At 65.6% G+C, this 19,464-nt stretch carries 18 protein-coding genes; 13 read left to right on the forward strand and 5 right to left on the reverse strand.

Annotated elements, in window-relative coordinates; all coding sequences use genetic code 11:
* The first annotated feature begins 16 nt into the window (after positions 1-16).
* A complete protein-coding gene (locus tag J1M86_RS18720) occupies positions 17-265 on the forward strand; it encodes a DUF2530 domain-containing protein (protein ID WP_075837355.1) in 249 nt (82 codons plus the stop codon).
* A gap of 250 nt (positions 266-515) precedes the next feature.
* Here J1M86_RS18720 and J1M86_RS18725 read toward each other — a convergent pair whose 3' ends face one another.
* From J1M86_RS18725 to J1M86_RS18735, 3 genes are read right to left on the reverse strand one after another with little or no spacing between them, the layout of a single operon-like run.
* A complete protein-coding gene (locus J1M86_RS18725) occupies positions 516-1,094 on the reverse strand; it encodes a phosphatase PAP2 family protein (RefSeq protein WP_206510928.1) in 579 nt (192 codons plus the stop codon).
* On the reverse strand, positions 1,095-3,848 hold the full coding sequence (locus J1M86_RS18730) for a sacsin N-terminal ATP-binding-like domain-containing protein (RefSeq protein ID WP_206511126.1): 2,754 nt from the start codon (positions 3,846-3,848) through the stop codon (positions 1,095-1,097).
* The gene (locus J1M86_RS18735) at positions 3,845-4,696 is read right to left on the reverse strand and encodes a DUF3027 domain-containing protein (protein WP_083667175.1); all 852 of its coding nucleotides are present in this window, start codon (positions 4,694-4,696) and stop codon (positions 3,845-3,847) included. Before J1M86_RS18735 ends, J1M86_RS18730 begins: the two co-directional genes overlap by 4 nt.
* Before the next feature lie 40 nt (positions 4,697-4,736).
* Here J1M86_RS18735 and J1M86_RS18740 point away from each other — a divergent pair, with 40 nt between their 5' ends.
* The 3 genes from J1M86_RS18740 to J1M86_RS18750 are packed head-to-tail and all read left to right on the forward strand — an operon-like array spanning position 4,737 to position 7,850.
* The gene (locus tag J1M86_RS18740) at positions 4,737-5,618 is read left to right on the forward strand and encodes a glutaminyl-peptide cyclotransferase (RefSeq protein ID WP_206510929.1); all 882 of its coding nucleotides are present in this window, start codon (positions 4,737-4,739) and stop codon (positions 5,616-5,618) included.
* Positions 5,619-5,666: 48 nt separating this feature from the next.
* Positions 5,667-7,322, forward strand: coding sequence for an MFS transporter (locus J1M86_RS18745; RefSeq protein ID WP_206510930.1), 1,656 nt, complete (start codon positions 5,667-5,669; stop codon positions 7,320-7,322).
* Positions 7,323-7,850 carry a DUF2771 family protein gene (locus J1M86_RS18750; protein WP_206510931.1) on the forward strand — a complete coding sequence of 176 codons (528 nt, stop codon included), beginning with the start codon at positions 7,323-7,325 and terminating at the stop codon, positions 7,848-7,850. It begins immediately after the preceding gene.
* Here J1M86_RS18750 and J1M86_RS26720 read toward each other — a convergent pair whose 3' ends face one another.
* Positions 7,851-8,264 (reverse strand): cold-shock protein, encoded by a 414-nt coding sequence (locus tag J1M86_RS26720; RefSeq protein WP_075837394.1) that lies wholly within the window; start codon positions 8,262-8,264, stop codon positions 7,851-7,853.
* 145 nt (positions 8,265-8,409) lie between these two features.
* Between J1M86_RS26720 and J1M86_RS18760 the strand changes: the two genes are divergently transcribed.
* From J1M86_RS18760 to J1M86_RS18790, 7 genes are all read left to right on the forward strand, one after another.
* On the forward strand, positions 8,410-8,628 hold the full coding sequence (locus tag J1M86_RS18760) for a hypothetical protein (RefSeq protein WP_206510932.1): 219 nt from the start codon (positions 8,410-8,412) through the stop codon (positions 8,626-8,628).
* Between the two features lie 15 nt (positions 8,629-8,643).
* Positions 8,644-9,015, forward strand: a complete 372-nt coding sequence (locus J1M86_RS18765) for a YccF domain-containing protein (protein WP_206510933.1) — start codon at positions 8,644-8,646, stop codon at positions 9,013-9,015.
* A gap of 207 nt (positions 9,016-9,222) precedes the next feature.
* Positions 9,223-11,145 (forward strand): Hsp70 family protein, encoded by a 1,923-nt coding sequence (locus J1M86_RS18770; RefSeq protein WP_206510934.1) that lies wholly within the window; start codon positions 9,223-9,225, stop codon positions 11,143-11,145.
* Positions 11,146-11,375: 230 nt separating this feature from the next.
* Positions 11,376-12,344: a VCBS repeat-containing protein gene (locus tag J1M86_RS18775; RefSeq protein ID WP_241260204.1), complete on the forward strand. Its 969-nt coding sequence runs from the start codon at positions 11,376-11,378 to the stop codon at positions 12,342-12,344.
* A 34-nt stretch (positions 12,345-12,378) separates the two neighbouring features.
* Positions 12,379-13,293, forward strand: coding sequence for a C39 family peptidase (locus tag J1M86_RS18780; RefSeq protein WP_206510935.1), 915 nt, complete (start codon positions 12,379-12,381; stop codon positions 13,291-13,293).
* An 86-nt stretch (positions 13,294-13,379) separates the two neighbouring features.
* A complete protein-coding gene (locus tag J1M86_RS18785; RefSeq protein ID WP_206510936.1) occupies positions 13,380-13,775 on the forward strand; it encodes a hypothetical protein in 396 nt (131 codons plus the stop codon).
* Positions 13,776-13,923: 148 nt separating this feature from the next.
* Positions 13,924-14,472, forward strand: a complete 549-nt coding sequence (locus tag J1M86_RS18790) for an RNA polymerase sigma factor (RefSeq protein WP_075841069.1) — start codon at positions 13,924-13,926, stop codon at positions 14,470-14,472.
* Between the two features lie 108 nt (positions 14,473-14,580).
* Here the strand turns inward: J1M86_RS18790 and J1M86_RS18795 are convergent, their stop codons facing one another.
* Entirely contained in the window at positions 14,581-15,861 is a 1,281-nt protein-coding gene (locus J1M86_RS18795; protein ID WP_206510937.1) for a hypothetical protein, read from the reverse strand.
* 258 nt (positions 15,862-16,119) lie between these two features.
* Here J1M86_RS18795 and J1M86_RS18800 point away from each other — a divergent pair, with 258 nt between their 5' ends.
* Both J1M86_RS18800 and J1M86_RS18805 read left to right on the forward strand, forming a co-directional pair.
* On the forward strand, positions 16,120-17,946 hold the full coding sequence (locus J1M86_RS18800; protein ID WP_307786676.1) for a dynamin family protein: 1,827 nt from the start codon (positions 16,120-16,122) through the stop codon (positions 17,944-17,946).
* The gene (locus J1M86_RS18805; protein ID WP_206510938.1) at positions 17,943-19,361 is read left to right on the forward strand and encodes a GTPase; all 1,419 of its coding nucleotides are present in this window, start codon (positions 17,943-17,945) and stop codon (positions 19,359-19,361) included. Before J1M86_RS18800 ends, J1M86_RS18805 begins: the two co-directional genes overlap by 4 nt.
* Positions 19,362-19,464: the final 103 nt, after the last annotated feature.

The following is a 19,464-nucleotide window of genomic DNA, read 5'->3' on the forward strand; positions in this document are numbered from 1 at the left end:
GGGTAACCTACATTTCGTGGAGCGTGAGCCAGAACCGCAGGTGCTGAGCCCTCGCATGACCAACCCCACACCGGTGATCGCCGCTGGCATCGGCCTGTGGATCGCAGCCACCGTGGTGGTACTGCTCGCCGGCGACCGTTGGGCGTACGCGCTCCATACCTGCTGGGCCGGAATAGGCGTCGGGACCGCCGGTTTCGTGGTTTTTCTCGTGCAGCGTGCTGCGTCGCGGCGCGGGGACAAGACCGCCCAACGCGGCCTCGACTAGCGGCGGCTCGAGAGTTACCGCCGTCACCCGCGCCATCGCATCGTCGTATGGGTCACTGCTGTAGCGCTCTGACGTGCGGAAACTCACTACTTGATCGGTTGAGTTACACAGAGTTAACGTGGACCATGGGTTATGTCAGTTGATAACCACACGATCTACGAAAGCCATGCCATGAAGCTCGTTTCTCAGTTCCGCACCCGCCGCAACCACACTCGCTCGCTCCGTGCTCTCTACGCACGCGCGCACTCCGTCAGCAGCCCGTCGATGCGCGACGAGCTGCTCGTGATCGCCCAGCGAAGCGATTACGCACGCTGAACCTGCTGAAGACGGAGATCCACAGCAGCCCCCAGAGGGCGCCGAGGATCCATCCCGCCAGCACATCCGTCGTCCAATGCGCACCCAGGTAGATCCGGGACAAACCGATCACCAGGGTCGCCGCGATCGGGACGGCGAGCAAGGTGAAGTTGTGCAGCCACCACGTCCGCGATCGCAGCATGACTGCGATCGCGAGCGTGGCCAGCAGCGCCGACATCATCGCGTGCCCGGACGGAAACGCGTGCGACGCAACGTCGACCAGCCGTTCGGGCTCCGGTGGGCGCTCGCGCCCCACGATCAGTTTGATCGCGTTCATCACGCCCCACCCCGTCAGCATCGAGCCGGCAACCAGGACGGCGTCCGCGCGACGCCCGGATGTCAGTAGCGCCGCACAGCCGGCGCTCGCCCAGACGAACATCCACACCGTGTTCCCCGCAGTCGTGACGATCAGGAAGACCGCCGTCAGCCATGCAGCGCGGTGCTCGACCATCCACTGCAGTATCCCGATATCCATCTAGGCCCGACCGTCCACGGGTCGGTGCCAGCTGTCGGCGCAGTGCGTCGTTCCATCCTCGGTGACCCACCAGCTCACCGATCGCTCACCGCTGACCGCGCCGCGCAATCGCACCGCGAGTTCGCGGTGCACGACGACCTGCCCGACGGGAAGCTCCAAACCCATCGCGGCGCAGGCCAACACAGCTCCCGGCTCTCGATCCCACGAACTGACCCGTCCGACTCCCAGGACGTCGGCCTCGATCGACTCCGATGCGGTGCGCACGTCCAGCACCGAGGCCAGCACCGAAGCGGTCGCCATCGAGGACAGCACAGCCACGTTCGACGGGACGACACCGGCGAACCACGGCCGATCCACGATCACCGCGTCGTCCGGGTCGACGACAGCACCGGATATCGTTCGCACCCGCGTGGGTAGATCGAGGTCGTCGAGATCGACTCTCCCGGATGCCACTGCCTCGGCAACCGATCTGTGAGCTCTGACGATCACCGCCGGAGTAGGTGATCTGGCGGGATCGGCGAGTCGCTCGAGAATCACCCGAGTGAACCACGCACCCTCACACGTGGCCGGTGCCAACGCGGCCGCCAGTTCGTCCGCATGCGGGTGCTCGAAGGGGTCCAGCAGACCCGCGAAACTCTCGTCCGACGGCGCCCGAAAAGTTCCCAGCGGCGCGCCGTCGACGCGTGCGTGCGTGCGCAGCCACCACGCGGTGTATCCGTCCGCAGCCGCCGCCGCGGCGTGCGTGCTGGGGTTCGACGCCAACTGTGTCAACGCTTGCGGCCACAGCCGCGAGTCTACCAGATCCAGATCGCGCACGGCGACAAGCTCCGCAAGATCCTCCGGCAGCGAGGCCCACCACGTTTCCTCGTCGTCGAGATCGTGATCCGGCCCGGTAGGAAGATCGTCGGTGACGATGCCGAAATCCCACCCCACCCCGACCGCGCGCAGCGCGTCGGCGCCGTACCGGTCCACTGTCGAGCTGGCCACCAGCCCGAACGGTGAGTCCTCGGCGAGAAGCCGAGCGAGCGGCGCGTCGGGCAGCAGTAGCTCGTCAGCTGCCCGCACCTCCCCGTGCGAATCCGTCAGCGGAAGCGCACCGAGCCACGACGGGAGTTCCCTCGCATCCCGGGCGAGCGTGAGCACCGTCTCGGCGAGGCCGTCGACGGCGTCCTCGTCGTCCCAGTCGAGGTCCTCCAGCAACGCCTCGAGGGCGGGATCGGACAGCAGATCGGTCGGAGTCGCGTCCGTGGCACCGAGCTGCGCGAGGAGACGGCGCGCCGCGTCCGGATGCACGAGCCTGGCCCAATGCAGCCCCTCGAATGCGGTGGCGCCCGAACCGATCTCAGCTCCGAGCACGGTGGTGCGCGGGCCGGTGACCATTCTTCCGTCCGCCAGTGGAACGGGCAGTGCCGCAAGCTCTTCGACCTGGGTGCCGTCGGCGACGAGCGGCAGCAGGGCGTCGTAAAGCGCCCCCCACCACGACGGCTCGCGCTCGACATTCGCCAGCATCTCGGCCAGCTCCGCCAGACCGATCCGCTGCACACCGAGCGCAGCCAGAGCAGCCGCGTGCCGCGGACCGGACAGCGACGCGTCGACGAGGTTGCCGAATACCTCCACCAGCAACGCGAGAAGTTCCGCAGTGGATCCGGGCAGTAGTAACGCCCGCGACGGGACCAGATCTGCACCCGCGGCGCCGGGCAACCAGGCCGTCGCCGAGGACTCACGCAGAATCCGTTCTCGCAGCACACCGTCGACCTCGCTGCGGGCGAACCCGGGGACCGGCACGAAGCGCGGCCGAGCAGCGGGCGGAAGCGCTGCGAGCAGGTCGCCGTAGCCGTCCGCGAGCCCGTCGATGTTCGCTCCGGGCAGCACGCGGCGACGGTCGGGCTGCATGGGCACGTCGGCGACGATCAGCGCCGGCAGCGAGAGTTCCTCATCCGAACGTGTCGGCGCTCGAAGAACATCCGGTCCCGACGGCGTGGGCGTACCGTCGACGATCGGGATCAGCCAGCGCGCGTGCTGGGCCCGGAACTGCCACCACCGGCGATCGCCGACGGAAACCGATTCGAGGCCGTTACCCAGCTCGGCCACGGTTCGATCGATGCGTGTACCTGCGATATCGATGGACTCGAGCGACTGCAACTCCACCAGCAGATCGGTTGCCTCCGTGCGCATCTCGCGGAGCAGGTCATCGCCGTCATCATCGCGCAGCGTCAGCACGATCTCCGACGCATACCCCTCGCGGGGCGGCTCGTTCGAAGGCCAGACGAGCCGCAGAACCGGCATCTCATCACTCGACAGGTGAAGTCCGCCAGCGTCGAGTTCCTGTCGCGTCGACGCTGCGCTGAACCGCAATCCACCTGAGAGAGAACGAAACTCGATCTCATCGGCGACGGCCCGCACGGCGGTGAATCCGACGCCGAAGCGGCCCACATCGGCGGAATTCGACGATACAGCCTTCTCCGACACACGCAGCGCAGTGAGCGCATGCACCCCGCCGATGTCGAGTGGAGCCCCGGTGTTGGCGACGTGCAGTTCCCGGCCGGTGAGCCACACTCGAACTCGCCCGGGCTCGCCGCCGCGTGATGCGGCATCGGCGGCGTTCTGCGCGAGCTCGGTCAGCAGTCGATCGCGGTAACCGCCGCGCACCAGGTCGGCTTCGGTGGCCGCGTCCTCACGCAATCGAGTGGGCGAGGACGTCCACGCGGACAGCGTGGCTGCGCGCAGCCCCGCGGTACCGAACGGATCGCTCAGTCGGTCGATTGCGTGTCCAGCGGGGTCTCGTCGGTCGGGTGCGGCTGGGGTGTCGCCTCTGCCGGGGCGCTCGCCGCCTCTGCCGGAGCGGTCACCTCGACGGCTGCGTCGTCATATGGATCGAACTGCGGAGAACCTGCGCCGGTGGGCAGTTCGGTGTCCGAGTGCGCACCGCAGCCGTACTCCGCATGCACCACTCGTCCGTCGGCAGCGTACTCGTTGCCACACACGCCGAAAGCCGCCGACAGTGATCCGGCTATGGGGAGGAAGAAGCCGCACAGCCCGCACGTCGACGGCGCCGCCTTGGCCATCTCGCTGTCCGGGCCGAACTCGCCCTCGTGCCAACGCTCGGCTGCGTCGAGCCGGCCCTCACGACTGATGACCTGGGTACGTCCGAGACCCAGCTCGAAAGCGACATCGTCGATTGCCGGGTCGCCCGTCGCGACATAACCGGGGACCAGACGCGGATCCTGCTGCCGCGGGGGAAGCAGATCACCCGGTCCGAGATCTCCGGGGCGGATGCGCTCGTCCCAGGGCAACCAACCCGGAGCCACCAACGCATCAGGACCGGGCAGCAATACCGTTTCGCTGATGGTTGCGGTGTCCGCACCGTCGGGAGCTGCCACCACCACGGCCCACTGCCAGCCGCGATAGCCGGGCAGATCCGCGATGAAGCGATGGGTCGCGGCCGTATCGTCCTCGGCAGTGACACCGAGATACTCGCCGACGCCGCCCTCCACCGAATCGATCAGTGCGCGGCGCGCCAAGTCTGCTGCCTCGGCTAGGACAGGACGAATCTGGTCGAGCTCTGGAGAAGATGTGAAACTCACACATTCATTTTGCCGCATCCCTTGGAAACCGCCCAGTTCGGGCTGCCATGATGGAGTGATGACGGCCTCGCGACGCCAGTTTTCGGGCCGCACAACCGCGGTAGCCGGTATCACCACGGTGGCCCCTATCGCCACTGTGGCCGCTATCACCGCGGTGGCCCTGGTGTTCGCTGCGTGCTCCCCGGCGAGTAGCGAGGACACCTCACCGAACACCGCGGCGTCGAACACTGCGGCGTCGAACATGACCGTCGCCGTGACACGCACACTCCCCCACGATCCCACTGCGTTCACCCAGGGTCTGGAGGTCTCTGGCAACGAGCTGTTCGAAAGCACCGGCCGCAACGGCACGTCCTACGTCCGGGTGAGCGATCTCGAGTCGGGCGCAGTGCTGCGGCAGGCCGACCTGTCCGAGGAGTACTTCGGCGAAGGGTTCACCGTCGCCGGTGACATCGCGTGGCAGATCACCTGGCGTGACGGCGTCGCGTTCGCTCGAGATCCGGGCACACTCGCCGAGGTACGCCGTGTCGACTACGACGGCGAGGGCTGGGGTTTGTGTCACAGCGAGGACTCCGGTCTGGTGATGAGCGACGGATCGTCCACCCTCACCTTTCGCGATGCGGATTCGTTCGATGTCATCGAGGAGAAGGAGGTGACGTTGGGTGGTCGACCGCTGTCGAATCTGAACGAACTCGAATGCGCGTCCGACGGCTACGTCTACGCGAACGTCTGGCAGAGTTTCGACATCGCCCGAATCGACCCGCAGTCCGGCGCCGTCACCGCGATGATCAACGCGTCACCGCTATGGGAATCACTGACCGGGGCCGAGCGCGCCGTCGCCGACGTCCTGAACGGAATCGCGCAGATTCCGGGCACGGACAGGTTTCTCGTGACGGGGAAGCTGTGGCCGAACATGTACGAGGTGGAGTTCCAACAGCTGTGAGTGAGTCGATGTACTCACCGACCGACGTTTTAGGACAGAATTGATCTCGTGACCGATCCCCGCGACTCCGACGCCCCAGCGGGTGAGGACCACCCCGGGTTCCACAACTACCGACCCGCCGGCAGCAACGACAACCGACCCGCCGGTAGTGACCCAGCCGTGCCCCGCCGGGACACCGACTCGCCGACCACCCGCGTGACCGGTCGCCGGACACCCTTGCCACCGCTGCATCCGGTGACGCCCCCGCCGGGGAGCACGAAGCGGCACCCCAAGGCGCCGCGGATGCCCCGAAAGCTCACGGTCACTCGGGTCGCTGCGATGCGCAGTCGCGAACTCACCGGCAAGGGCATCGCCTCGTTTCAGCGCGCCGCGAAAGCTGACGGAGCCGACAAGTCCGGTCTGACCGCGTTGACGTACGCGACCATGGCCAACTTCGCCTCCGATGCCGCCCTCGCCGTCGCGCTCGCGAACACGTTGTTCTTCTCGGCAGCCGCCGGGGAGGACAAGATCAAGGTCGCGCTGTATCTGCTCATCACGATCGCGCCCTTCGCCGTGATCGCTCCGCTGATCGGACCGATGCTCGACCGGTTCCAGCACGGCCGCCGAGTGGCGCTCGCGACATCGTTCCTGCTGCGGACGGTGCTGGCGGTGGTACTGGTGTTCAATTTCGACAGTTGGGTGCTCTATCCGGCAGCCCTTGGCATGCTGGTGCTGAGCAAGTCCTTTGCCGTACTCAAGAGCGCGGTGACACCGCGTGTTCTGCCACCTGAGATCGACCTCGTCCGCGTCAATTCACGGTTGACGGTCTTCGGTCTGCTCGGCGGGACCATCGTCGCAGGTGGCATCGCTGCACTGATCGCGTTCGTCGCCGACTCACCCGGCGCGCTGTGGTTCGTGGCCATCATCACGGTGTTCGGGGCGTACCTGAGCATGCGCATTCCGTCGTGGGTCGAGGTCACCGAGGGCGAGGTGCCCGCCACCCTGAGCTACCACGGCGAGGACACCGCGGTCACCGTCGTCGCACGCGAGATTCGCGCGACGGCTCCGCCGAAGAACCGACGCCAACCGCTCGGCAAGGCCGTCATCACTGCACTGTGGGGCAACGGAACCATCCGGGTGCTCACCGGTTTTCTGACGCTCTACGTCGCTTTCGTCGCCAAAGCACAAACCGATCACGAGCCCGTCAAGCAGGCCGCGATGCTCGGTCTGGTCGGAGCCGCCGCCGCGATCGGCAACTTCGCCGGCAATGCGACCGGTGCGCGGCTCGAGCTGGGCAAACCTGCCATCGTCATCCTCCGGTGCACCGCCGCCGCGACTGCCGTCACCATCGTCGCCGCCCTCACCGACAGTCTGCTGACAGCGGCTCTGGTAGCGCTGGTGGCCTCGTGCGCGAGCGCGCTGGCCAAGGTCTCGCTCGACGCGTCGTTGCAGTCCGACCTACCACCGGAGTCGATCGCCTCGGGATTCGGACGATCGGAAACTGTGTTGCAACTCTGCTGGGTTCTCGGCGGAACAGCGGGCGTACTGCTCCCCACCGAGTTCTGGCTCGGCTTCACCGTCGTGTCGGTGGTGCTGACCCTCGGACTCGTCCAGACGTTCCTGACCTACCGCGGCAAGACCCTGCTACCCGGGTTCGGCGGCAATCGACCCGAGCACGCCGACCAAGAAATTACCGATAGCTACCACAGACAGAACGTGAGTTGAGTGAACTTCGCACCGAAGACCAAGAAGCTACTGGCCATCGGAACTGCCGGACTCGTCGTCCTGGCCGTTGCGTTCGTCGCGGGATTGACGATGTTGATCCGGCAGGCCCCGGCGCATCTACCGACGATCACGGCATTCGCCAACGGGAAGGCCGTCAGCGTCGAGCCGTTTCTGTACTGCCCGGTCGACGCCCCGCTGTGCGAAAGCGAGGGCGTCACCACGGTGCTGCCGGTGAGTGAGCACAGCGTGCTGCAGCTGTCTCTGCCGTCGGAGATCACGTCGGCCCCGTGGATCGCGGCAGCGGTGTACGCGGGCGAGGGCAGCGACATCGTCGAGACCGACACCTTCTACCTACCCGGTGCGAAACTGCACCTGACCGTGCCTCCGGTGGACGGCGACGGACGCGAACTACTGGGTGTCGAGATTCGACTGCCCTCGGGAATCATCGACTCCGACACCCAGCAGGAGGAGATCATCTCGCACGCGATCTGGTCGATAGCGACCATCGAGCCGATCGCTATCGAATAGTCAGCTGTCGAGTTCGCGCGCGACGGCGCGCACCACCTCGGAGATCTTCTGAGCTGTCTTGCGATCCGGGTACTTGCCCTTGCGCAGCTCAGGCTGCACGGTCGCTTCGAGCAGCGTGATCATGTCCTCGACCATGCCGTGCAGCTGGTCGGGGGTGTGTTTGCGCTCGACGTGTTCGCGACGATTGGCAGTGTTCTGTCGCACGGTGGGTGCGGGAGCGAGAACCTCGAGTGTCAACGCCTGCGGACCTCGACGGCCCGCAGCCACACCGAACTCGACGCGTTGGCCCGCCTTGAGGCTTTCGACGCCTGCAGGCAGCGCAGAGGAGCGGACGTAGACGTCCTCCCCTTCTTCCTGCGAGAGAAAGCCGAATCCCTTGTCGACGTCGTACCACTTCACCTTGCCGGTAGGCACTGCGCTCACCCGTCCATTTGTCTCGTATGGTCTTGCTGGCATAAAATTTCGCGCCCCGCACAACAAGCAGGACGCGAATACACCAGTCTAGCGCGAAGGGTAGGTGCCGGGCACCTCGGTTTTCTTCGCAGCTACCGTTGCTCCCGTGACAGAACGACGACGCAGCGCGAACTCCGCACTCCTGCGAATAGCACTGACTCTGTTCGCAGCGGGACTCCTCGCCATCGCAGCGATATTCTTGGTGCCTGCGGTCGGCGGGAACGAGCCGCCGCTTTGGCTTTACCTGACTGCAATGCTTGCGGCGCCGACTGGATTCGTTCTCGCGATAGTCTTTGCGTTGTTGTCCGGCAGGCGTGCAAAATAGGTTGGGGAAGAAATCGTGCGAGTGATCCTTAACATCATCTGGTTGATCTTCGGTGGGCTATGGCTCGCGCTCGGCTACTTCCTGGCAGGCATCATCTGCTGCATTCTCATCGTGACCATTCCGTTCGGCATCGCCTCGTTCCGGATCGGCGTCTACGCACTGTGGCCGTTCGGCAAGACCGTGGTGGACAAGCCCACATCCGGAGTCGCCTCGGTGGTCGGGAACGTCATCTGGTTGATCGTGGCGGGTGTGTGGTTGGCCATCGGGCACATCGTGTCTGCCTTCGCAATGGCGATCACCATCATCGGCATCCCCCTCGCCATCGCGAATCTGAAGATGATCCCGATCTCGCTCATGCCTCTCGGCAAGGACATCGTCGACGCCTGAAGTCAGGGCACGGTCCCGTTGTGGAACGGCACGGGAACCTTTCGCAGGGTCGCAGCATCCAACTTCAGGTGGAGGTAAATTCCTTCCCGGTCGTGGCGCCTCGATGCCCGGCCGATGCGAGAAGGGCGGATGGACTGTGTACAGGTGCACTGTGACGGCGCGATGCCGTGGATGCATGCTCGACTCTCGTCGCGAGGTTCGGCAGTGATGGCTGTACGTGACTGGGCACTCGCGATCGATTTCGGTACCTCGAATACCGCTGCAGCGCACACGAGCCCGATCAGTGGTGCGGTGGAGGCGCTGACTCTGTCGCACAATCGCACGACGATGTCGTCGTCGGTCTTCGTCGAAGCGCCGGACCGAATCGCAGTCGGAGACGTAGCGACCGACCGCGCCGAGTCGAACCCTGCCGCGTTCATCCCGGCCCCGAAACGCGCAATCGGGCTGGGGGTGGTGACGGTCGACGGGTACACGGTCCCCGCGGCTGTACCGGTGGCTGCTGTTCTCGACTCTGTGATCGCACGTGCCAGGGCTGCTCACGGCGGTACCGCGCCGTCGAAGCTGGTGCTGACACATCCCGAAGCCTGGTCGAGACGTGAGATTCAGGTGTTGCTCGATGCCGCCGCCCAGCTCGGTCACGATCCGTCTCAGGTGACCACGGTGTCCGAGCCTCGCGCGGCCGCGCACTATTACACCCGCGCGCACACGGTGACGCCGGGAACGAAAATCGCGGTCTTCGACTTCGGCGGAGGCACCCTCGACGTCGCGGTTCTCGAAGCGAACGCCCGCGGGAGCTTCGACGTCGTAGCCGCCCGCGGTGACAACGGGTTGGGCGGAAAGAACCTGGACGCGCATATGCGCCGCTGGGTGGACCAGCAACTCGATGTCCGCGACCCCGATCTGCTCGACTTCGTCCGCACACGAGCCGCTCTGGACGTGCGGTATGCACTCGAAGATTCGATCCGTCGGGCGAAGGAACTGCTGTCGGAGGCTCCGTCTGCAACGATCACGGTCACGGGCGACGGGCGCACCGAACGTTTCCAGATCACCCGGGACGAGTTCGAAGAGCTGATCTCCCCGGTGTTGGACAAGGCAGTCGAGCTGGCCAGGGCGACGCTGCTCGACGCCCGCATCACCGCGCCCGGCCAACTCGAAGCGCTGTACCTCACCGGCGGGTCGTCGAGGATCCCGGCAGTGCACGACCGCCTGCGCCCCCTCGGACCGATCGCGACGCTGGACGATCCGAAAACCGTGGTGGCGCAAGGAGCGTTGGCAGCCGCCGCACCGATCGTCCGCAGCCCGCAGGGCTCGATTCACAGCCCGCAGGGCTCGACTCACAGCCCGCAGGGCTCGATCCACAGCCCGCAGGGCTCGACTCGCACTCCGGGACCACAACCGACATGGCCGGCTCCAGCGGTACCCACTCCGCCTACTACTGCGTTCGCCGAGTGGCCGAGCCCGTCGACCGGAGCACCCGCGCACCCCGATCCCGCTACGGGTGGGCACAAGAAGTTGGCGATGGCAGGTGCCGCAGTCGCGGTCGCGGCGATCGCAGCCCTGGCAGGATTCTTCGTCCTCGATCGAAGCAGCGGCGATTCGGACACACCGACCGCAGACGGGCCGAGCTCGAGTGTGGCACAGGACGTCGATCCGGCTGCCGCGTCGGGAGGCGGAAACGGGGACACGCCGCCGACGACGAAAGAGGCTGTCGTCGCGGCCCTTCCATCGGCGCTGCGCTCGGAGCTCTCGGACTGCAAACAGACCGGAGAGACCGACAACGGCGGTGCGCAGCTGCAATGCCAGATCGCGGCGGACAGTTTTTTGACGAGCGGAATAGTCGAGGAGAACAGTGGGGCGTCCTACATCACGGTCTCGGTGGACATCCGCGATGCAAAGAAGCAGGTCCTGCGGCTCCGGCAAGGGAATCAGAACGACACCGCGGCCGCCGACAATCAGATCGTGGAAAACGTCGCTCGCACTGCTGCGGCACACCTGTCCGCTCCAGAGATCACCGGTGCCTATTCCATCGCCTACGCCAACGGCGCGACCGGTGTGATGGTGGGTTATTACGACGCGGTCGGGGCCGACGGCGCGAAGACCTTCCTCAGCCGCGCAGGACTGATCAACTAGCAAGCCGAAGAGACTCGGCCACAACACTTTCCACAGCAGGGGCTGCCAGGACCAATCCGGTCTTGGCAGCCCCTCCTGCCGCTTCTGAAGCGCTGTAGGACGATGACCGATCCTCGAGTCGGGACATTCTTTTTCGGTACCCGGGAACCTTTCGCGGGCCCGAGTGCATCCAACTATCGACCGCAACAACGACAGCAACTCCAAAAGACACGCCAGAAAGAGGACATGCCATGCAGAACGACGACAAGGCCGTCTACGACAGCACCGACTCCGCCGAGTACGAAGCCAAGCTCGACGCGATCGCCGGCGATCCGACCCTGAGTGTCGAGGAGAAAGCCGACGCCATCACCAACGCCATGGAGGAAGAAATGAACGAAATCTCTGCTGCCACTTCTACATCCGACGACGTCGACACGACACCGGTACCGGCAGCATCGTCGGCAGCATCGTCGCCAGAGGTGACCGCCGACCCGTCGACCGCCACCTACGGCGACACCGCGGCCAACGCATCGGAATCGGTGCCCCCTGCCGAGGCACCGGCTGCCTCGACGGTCAACGAGACGATCGGGGTCAACGGTCAGGTCGACTACGTCTCGCCACGCGATGTGGACGGCGACGGTCTCGTCGATCTGACTCATTCGCGAGTCGACGGAATCGACACCACCACCCACTATGAGGAAGACGGCACGATCACCCTGATAGAGCAGGACACCGACTCGAACGGCACCTACGAGACCGCAGTAGCGCAGCAGTCCGACGGCAGCATCCGCATCGCCGAGGATCTCGACGACGACGGCACGGTCGATCTGGCAACGTTCCACGACCCCGTCAGCGGTGCGCCGGTCCGCCAGGACACCATCGAGGGCAATGCGATCACCGAAACACTGCTGGACGTGAACGGCGACGGTGACGCGGACGTCCTGCTGATCGACTCGAACGGCGACGGCCGGTTCGACACCGCGATGCTCGACTCCGATGCCGACGGCCGCGTCAACGCCACCCTCGTCGACACCGACGGTGACGGCCGATTCGATCTTGGTCAGCTCGACAGCAACGGTGACGGTGATTACGACACCGTGGCCACCAGCGCCGACACGGATCTCGGAAGCATCGAGAGCCTGGAATCCACCATTCCCGCCGACGACAACTACCACGCGCAGGCCGGCACGTATCCGGCCGAATCGCACAGCGACCTCTGACCGAGCATTCTTCGAAGACAAAGGGGGCCGACCGATGCACGAGCTCGATACGACCGCGATGTGGCCGTCCGATGCGACAGATGATCTCGCCGACAGGTTTGTCGCAGAGCAGGTCACCACGGACTACTCCGAGGACAGCATGGCAGTCGCCGCGCTGATCGGTGCACCGGCCGGCCCCCACCGTGAAGACCAGCACGAACCTGTCGACACACGACCCGAGTCGGGTGCACCCTCCGCGGCCGACTCCCTGGCAACGGGAAACCCTGCACTCGACATCGACCTCTCCGACGTCGATGTTCCGACGTCACCGAGCGATGCCGATGCAGTGCACGGAAACCCTGCGCAATGGACGATCAACTGGTTCTACCAACAGTTCGACGGATACTGTGGCCCCGCGGTCGTCGGACAACTCGTCGCCGAATACACAGAGGCCGACATCAGCGACCCCCGACACCTCGTCGACCGCGCAGTCGAGTTGGGGCTGATGGCCGGTGATGATCCTGCCGGCGGAATGACACTGCCCGCCATCGAGATCCTTCTCGAAGATCAGGGCGTGCCCGCCTCCATCAGCTCTGGGTCTCTCGACGATCTCCGCTCGGCCCTCGACAACGGGCACGGCGTCGTCGCGATGGTCGACTCCGGAGAAATCTGGAAACCCGAGCACGAAGGCATCGAAGACAACCGCCCCGATCATGTCCTGGTCGTCGCCGGAATCGACGACGCACGCGGCGTCGTCATCCTCTCCGACCCCGGAGTACCGTACGGCAATCAACTCGAGGTTCCGATCGAGCAGTTCGAGCAAGCCTGGGCCGACTCCGGGCATCAGATGCTCGTAGCCGACGATTCGGATCCCGATTTGATGCCGGCCGGCACCGACTCGACCACCACGGCACCGCCCGTATCCGACACGCGGACGCCCAGAACGACGGTCATCTCGCTTCGCTCGTGAACCAACAGGCACAATGAACACACCGGACCTCGAGGCGCGCCATCACAGCCCGCAGCCGAGTCGATCGAACAGTAGCGAGGTGAACGATGACCGACGACCACATGGCCTTGCTGCGTGAGCTCGCCGGCGACCTGCCACCGCTTCCCGACGAGGTCTGGAACCGCACCCTCGACGCCGCATTCGCCCCCGACGCAGCCGTCGATTCCGACCTCGTTCCCGAGATGGACGATCGTCCCATCGTCCCCGACGACGAGGACCTCGTGCTCGACGACGAGGACCTCAGCCCCGACGACACTGCGCTCGACGGCATCGTGCTCGACGACGAAGCACCTCATCTCGCCGACGGTGACAGCGAGAGCGACCTTCTCCTGGCCGACGACCTGGGAATCGACACCGACGACGCAGGACCGGGTGACGACCTCGGTCACCACCTCGATATCGACCTCGGGCATCCCGACCAGCCGGGCGACGACCTGCTTTGACGCGACCTACCGCCGGGCCCTGCAACGCTCCGTGGAAGCTCGATGCTGCCGCGGGCACGCTCACGTCCGCCTGGGTTCGTACCCGTGGGTACTATCTCTCCGCCGGGGTGGACACGGCGAAGATTCGCAGCATCGATCGGGGGGTGGAATGAGCGAGTCAGAGCTGATCGCTGCATGCCGCCTCGGTGATCACCGTGCATTCGCCGACCTCGTCGGCCGATACCGCACCAATGCCTGGCACGTCTGCCTACAGATCACCGGCAACACCCACGATGCCGAAGACGCCTTCCAGGACACCATCACTGCCGCTTGGCAGAATTTGCACAGGTTCCGCGGCGAGGCACGCTTCAGCACCTGGCTGCACCGCATCGCGGTCAATGCCGCCCTCGCTGTCGTGCGCCGCCGCAAACCGACCTCGAGCCTCGACGACGACACCACCGACGAGCCGGGCATCGACCTCGGCCACGACCAGCCTCGAATCGACGACCGGGTCGCCACCGCATCCGTCGTCCACCAAGCCTTGAACGAGCTACCCGAGGACTTTCGCGTCGCGATCGTGCTCGCCGAATTCGCCGACCTGCCCTACGCCGACATCGCCGAACATCAAGGTGTGTCGGTGGCGACGGTCAAGACCCGCATCCACCGTGCACGTAAACAGCTCGCCCTCCTGCTCGGTCCCCGTACCGACGTCCACTGACAATCGGGTTGCAGGCACGAAGAGAGACATCGAACGCGGCAAAAGCCGTCCGGCACATCCCATTCGCTGGGGTGTGCCGGACGGCTCCGAGTTCGATCCGGCCGCGCTCTACGCTGCGTTCTGGTCGGCCTGTTCGAGGATCAGGTACTGGGCGCTGATCTGTTGGTCGACGTCCTTCTTGTCGTCCGTTCCGTACGCTTCGCCGACATAGCGCCCGTTGACAACCAAGCAATAGTCGGTCGTCCCGTCCGTGGTGTCCTTGCTCAGGCACACTGCGTCGGGAAGCCCCTGCGGCGACGGCGCTTCCACGTATCCCTGCGAGGTGAGGTCATTGCGGAATTCCTCGACGATCATCTGCGCACCGGCGTCGTCGGACGCCCGGTAGACGTTGGTCTTGTACACCGCGTTGTGGTCGGAACCGGCTTCGGTGAGAACGCGGTAGGTCAACGGCGGGTTCGTCGAGCGGTGTGACATTCCACGGGGGCCGTAAGAAGCCATGTCGTTACCGGAATCCGCCTGCTCGTCTTCCTCGGGAATGGCGTAGAGGAGGATCTTGTCCTGGTCGATCATGGGCAATTCGGCAGGCTCGCCCCCGTTCTGCGCCAGAGTCGGTTGCGCCGGGAACTGGTCGATGAGCGGACCTTGCAGATCGAGCGCGCGAGCCACGGCCTGAGCGGTCCACTCTTTCTCGTCGGCAGGTGCTTTGGCCCAGGTGTAGAGCAGGTAATTGTTGTGCGCGGTGAACGCGTTGACGGACACCTCAGGACCAGCACTGTAGGTGTATTCCGACGTCGAGACCAGAGTATTGGGCAGGATTCCGATCGTCTCCGGGGTCTCGACGCCGGTGCCGTCGGAATCGACGGTGGTCAACCCGGCGTGCATCTCCTGGGCTGCGGCGGCAGCGTCGTCGGAGGTCTCGAAGCGCAGGACCATCTGCACGAGCGAGCGGGACGGGTCGGTGACGGCCGTGGTCGAAGTTGCGGCCGTGGAGACGTACCCGTAGAGCATGCCGTGGGTTTCGGCGACGTCGGCAGCATTCCCGCTGAGTACTGCATTGAGGTTCTCGTGGCTGCGGATGACCATCGTGGGCATCTTCACTGTGACCAAGTTCGGGTCCACCTCGAAGGGCACCACGACGAACTCGGCCAATCGCTGGGTTTCCACGTCCAGGATGTTGTCCTTGGTGGCACGACCGAACTCCGGAGCCGGGCTCGTGGGATAGCTTCCGGTATCGAGTGCCGCCGGGTCGACCGCACTGCTCTCCGGGCTCGCATCTCCGCCGGATTTCGCGACGGCCAGGCCGTCTGTGGTGTCGGTGCCGCATCCGGCCAGTACCGCACCGGCACAGGCAATCGCCCCTGCACGCCTCAGCCATGTTCTCGTACGCACGCGAAGATCCTCTCGGTTGAAAGCCCGGTCGCATATGACTGTGCCGGGCTCGTTGTCGGTGTCACTGACTGTTGGATGCATCCGGCACCGCACAAGGTTCCCGCACCGAGGGCACCAGTTCCTCTCGACCGATCCACGACGGTGCCGATCGGGCACCGTCCCGCGCCCGACGGTGGCCGGGGTTAGAGTCGACACCCGCGCAGATCATGCGCACGGGGGTCGACAATCGAGGGCGAACGAAGCGGAGGGGCAGCGAACGTGAGTGATGCAGCAGCGCCTCCTGCCCCGGCCACAGATCGCGCCGCGGCATTGCTCGAGACGATCACCACCAAGATTCTGCGCCCGTTCCAGTTCGACGCGGTCGCCGACCTCGCCGCTCGCCGCGCCGCGCAGGACCTTGCCCGCACTGTCGTGGTGGTCGGAGAAGTCAAGCGCGGCAAGAGTTTCCTCGTCAATGCTCTCATCGGTGCCCGGGACGCCTCCCCCGTCGGTGTCGACGTGACCACCTCGACGACCTTGTCGTTCACCGACACCGATGCAGGTGCACCGGGCGGGGGCGCGGAGTTGATCTATCCCGACCGCACCGAGGCGATCACCCACGCCGACCTGGAGGACTGGGTCTCCTGCGAAGGCGCACGCGTCCGCGATGCCCGAGCGGTGGAGCTGCCGACCCGTGCAGTCGTCGCCGTGCCAGGCAACCGGATGGGGACCACGACGGTCATCGACACTCCCGGTGTCGGCGGCCTCGATCCCTCGTACGCCGCTCTCGCGGCCTACACCGCAGCGCGAGCATGCGTGGTGGTGATCGTCTGCGACGCGTCCACCCCGCTCACCGCACCGGAGATGGAGTTCATCTCCGGCGCCGGCGCTGGCGTCGAGGCGCTGATCGTGGTGGTGACCAAGACCGACAAGAACGTGCGTCGGTGGAGGCCGATCGTCGAGCAGAACACTGCCCTGCTGCGGGAACATCTGGGTCGCGAAATTCCGGTGCTCGGGGTCTCGAGCCTACGGGCCGTCGCCGCCGCCGAGATGCCACCAGGAGCTTCCCGCGACGCTGCCGAGCATCGTTCCGGGATCACGGCGCTACGCGCATTGATCGAGACGAAACTTGCTGTCGCCGGTCAGCTTCCGGCAGCCAGCGGGCTACGGACCGCGGTAGGCGGACTGAGCAGCCTCGCCGACGACCTCGCCGTTCAGATCGCAGCGATCGACGATGCTGCTCGGGTGGTCCCAGACCTGACCGCGCAGCTCGACGAACTGAAAGAGCTCAAAGATCACTCCCAGCAGTGGGAGCAGTATCTCCAACGCGATCTGACGCTGATCCGGCAGAACGCCACCGACGAACTCGACCGACGCCTGGACGGCATCCGCGAGAAGTGGACGAGCAGGATCAACAAGAACGGGATGGAGGTGCTGCGGAAGAATCCGCAGCACTTCACCGCCGAAATGGAGAGGGACTTCCAGTCGGCGATGGCCGAGTCGATGACGGTGTTCCTCGAGCAGCTCTACACCACCATCGTGAAACCGCGATTCGATTCCGATGTGGTGTGGGAGGAGATCTACGAGCAGGTCGTAGCCACCCTGTCCGGCCGCACGCTCGACACGCACTCCGTCGCCGGCAAACGTCATGGCCTGCTCGATCCGTCGATGCTGACCATGGGGGTGATGGGATCGTCGATGCTCGGCGGCATCGTCGGACTCTCCACTGTCGTGGGCGTCGGAGCCGTGGTGGGGATCGCGTGGGTGGGATTCAACCTGGGGTTTCGGGCCATGCGTGCCGGTAAGACGAATTTGCTTGCCTGGATGCGAGAAACGACTGCGGCGACCAAGACAGCGACAGCCCGGACGTTCGAATCGACCATCGCCCTGGCCCGCCCGGAGATCGTGATCCGCTATCGCGAGCATCTCAAGACCTCGATCGCACAGTTGCAGACGCAGATCACGGACGCCGAAGAGAGTGCGCGGTCGGATACTGCCGTGCGGGAGAAGAAACGTGACCGCCTGGAAAACAATCTGAAGGTGGTGAAGGGCAACATCGCCCGCGCCGAAGCACTCATTGCCGAACTCACCGGAGCGGGGCGATGACTGCGTCCGAAATGCCGCTCGATCCGGTCCGTGCAGGACTCGATCGCGCCCTGCATGCCCTCGCGGCACTCGGCCCGGATTTGGCCGGCCACGCCAACCGCATCGGCGCCATCCTGTGGTCGCCGCCGCGGATCGTCATCGTCGGCCGACTCAAAGCCGGAAAATCGACGTTGGTGAACGCCCTGATCGGTGCGAAGATCGCCGACACCGCCGCGCTCGAAGCCACCAGTGTCGTCTCGGTGTACCAAGAGGGTGCACCAGCCCGCATCGAGGCAGTGCTCCTCGACGGCACCCGGGCACCGGTACCCACCGAACGGGGCCGGATCCACGGCCTCGATATCGCGCCGCACGACATCGCCTACCTGCACCGGTGGTTGCCCTCTGCCGCGATCCGCGACTACACCCTCGTCGACACCCCGGGTCTGGCGACGTTGACGGCCGAGAACGAAGCTCGAACCCGGCGGGTCCTCATCGACGGATACGACCAGACCCGCACCGCGTCCGTCGATGCCGACGCCGCAGTGTTCTTGTTCGACGGGGCTCCCCGGGCGGACGAGATCGATTTCCTCCGCCAACTCGGATTCACCCCGTTGACCACCCTGGGAGTGCTCTCGCGCGCGGACGGCTTCGGTGAAGGCGCCCTCGGAGCCCGCGATCCGCTCGCACATGCGGGTGAACACGCGACACGGTTGTCGGCCCAGCTCGCCGATACCGTGATGACCGTCGTTCCGATCGCAGGTCTGCTCGCCGAGACCTCGCACACCGGAGCTCTCACCGAAGCCGACGCCCGCGCCCTGCACGCCATGCACGGCATCGACCCGTTCGATCTGATCGACCTGCTCGACTCCGACGACGACGCGCTCGTCCCTCCGCACATGCGCGGCAGGTTGGTCGACCTGCTCGGCGAATACGGCACGATCCACGGCCGCAGCGTCGCCGCACAGGGCGCTGCAGCGCTCAACGACTGGCTCGTCACGCATTCCGGTGTGCCGAGACTGCAGAATATCCTTGCCTCTCATCTGGGCGTGTTCGCGGCGGTCAAACGGGCCCACCGCATCCTCGGCGAACTCGACCGCCTCGCCTACAGTCGCCCCGAACGCGAGCGCATTCGCGACATCGTAGATCGCCTGCGGTCGGACCCGGCTCTACACACCGTCGTGCTGTTCGGACACCTCGAAGCGATGCTCGGCGCCGATCCGGCGTCCCCGGTCACCCACGAACTACGTCGACTCGTCGAGCACTCCTCGCCAGCGATGAAGCTGGGTCTTTCCCCCACCGCCGGGCCCGACCACGTCCGGGCAGCCGCGCAGGACAAGCTCGCCTGGGCGCACGCCCAAGCCCTCGTCACGCTGACCGCTGCCGAAGATGCCGCGCTCGTCGCCCTGATCCACACGTACGGAAACCTGAGCCGTTGACGATCCTCCGCGTGCTTCACGGACCGGAGGACACTCCGTCACTTTCGTCACTTCAGCCCCACTCGGACTGATGTGACGTTTGTCACATAACAAGTGGGTAACG

This window comes from Rhodococcus sp. KRD197, assembly GCF_017168235.1.
GTDB lineage: Bacteria > Actinomycetota > Actinomycetes > Mycobacteriales > Mycobacteriaceae > Rhodococcoides.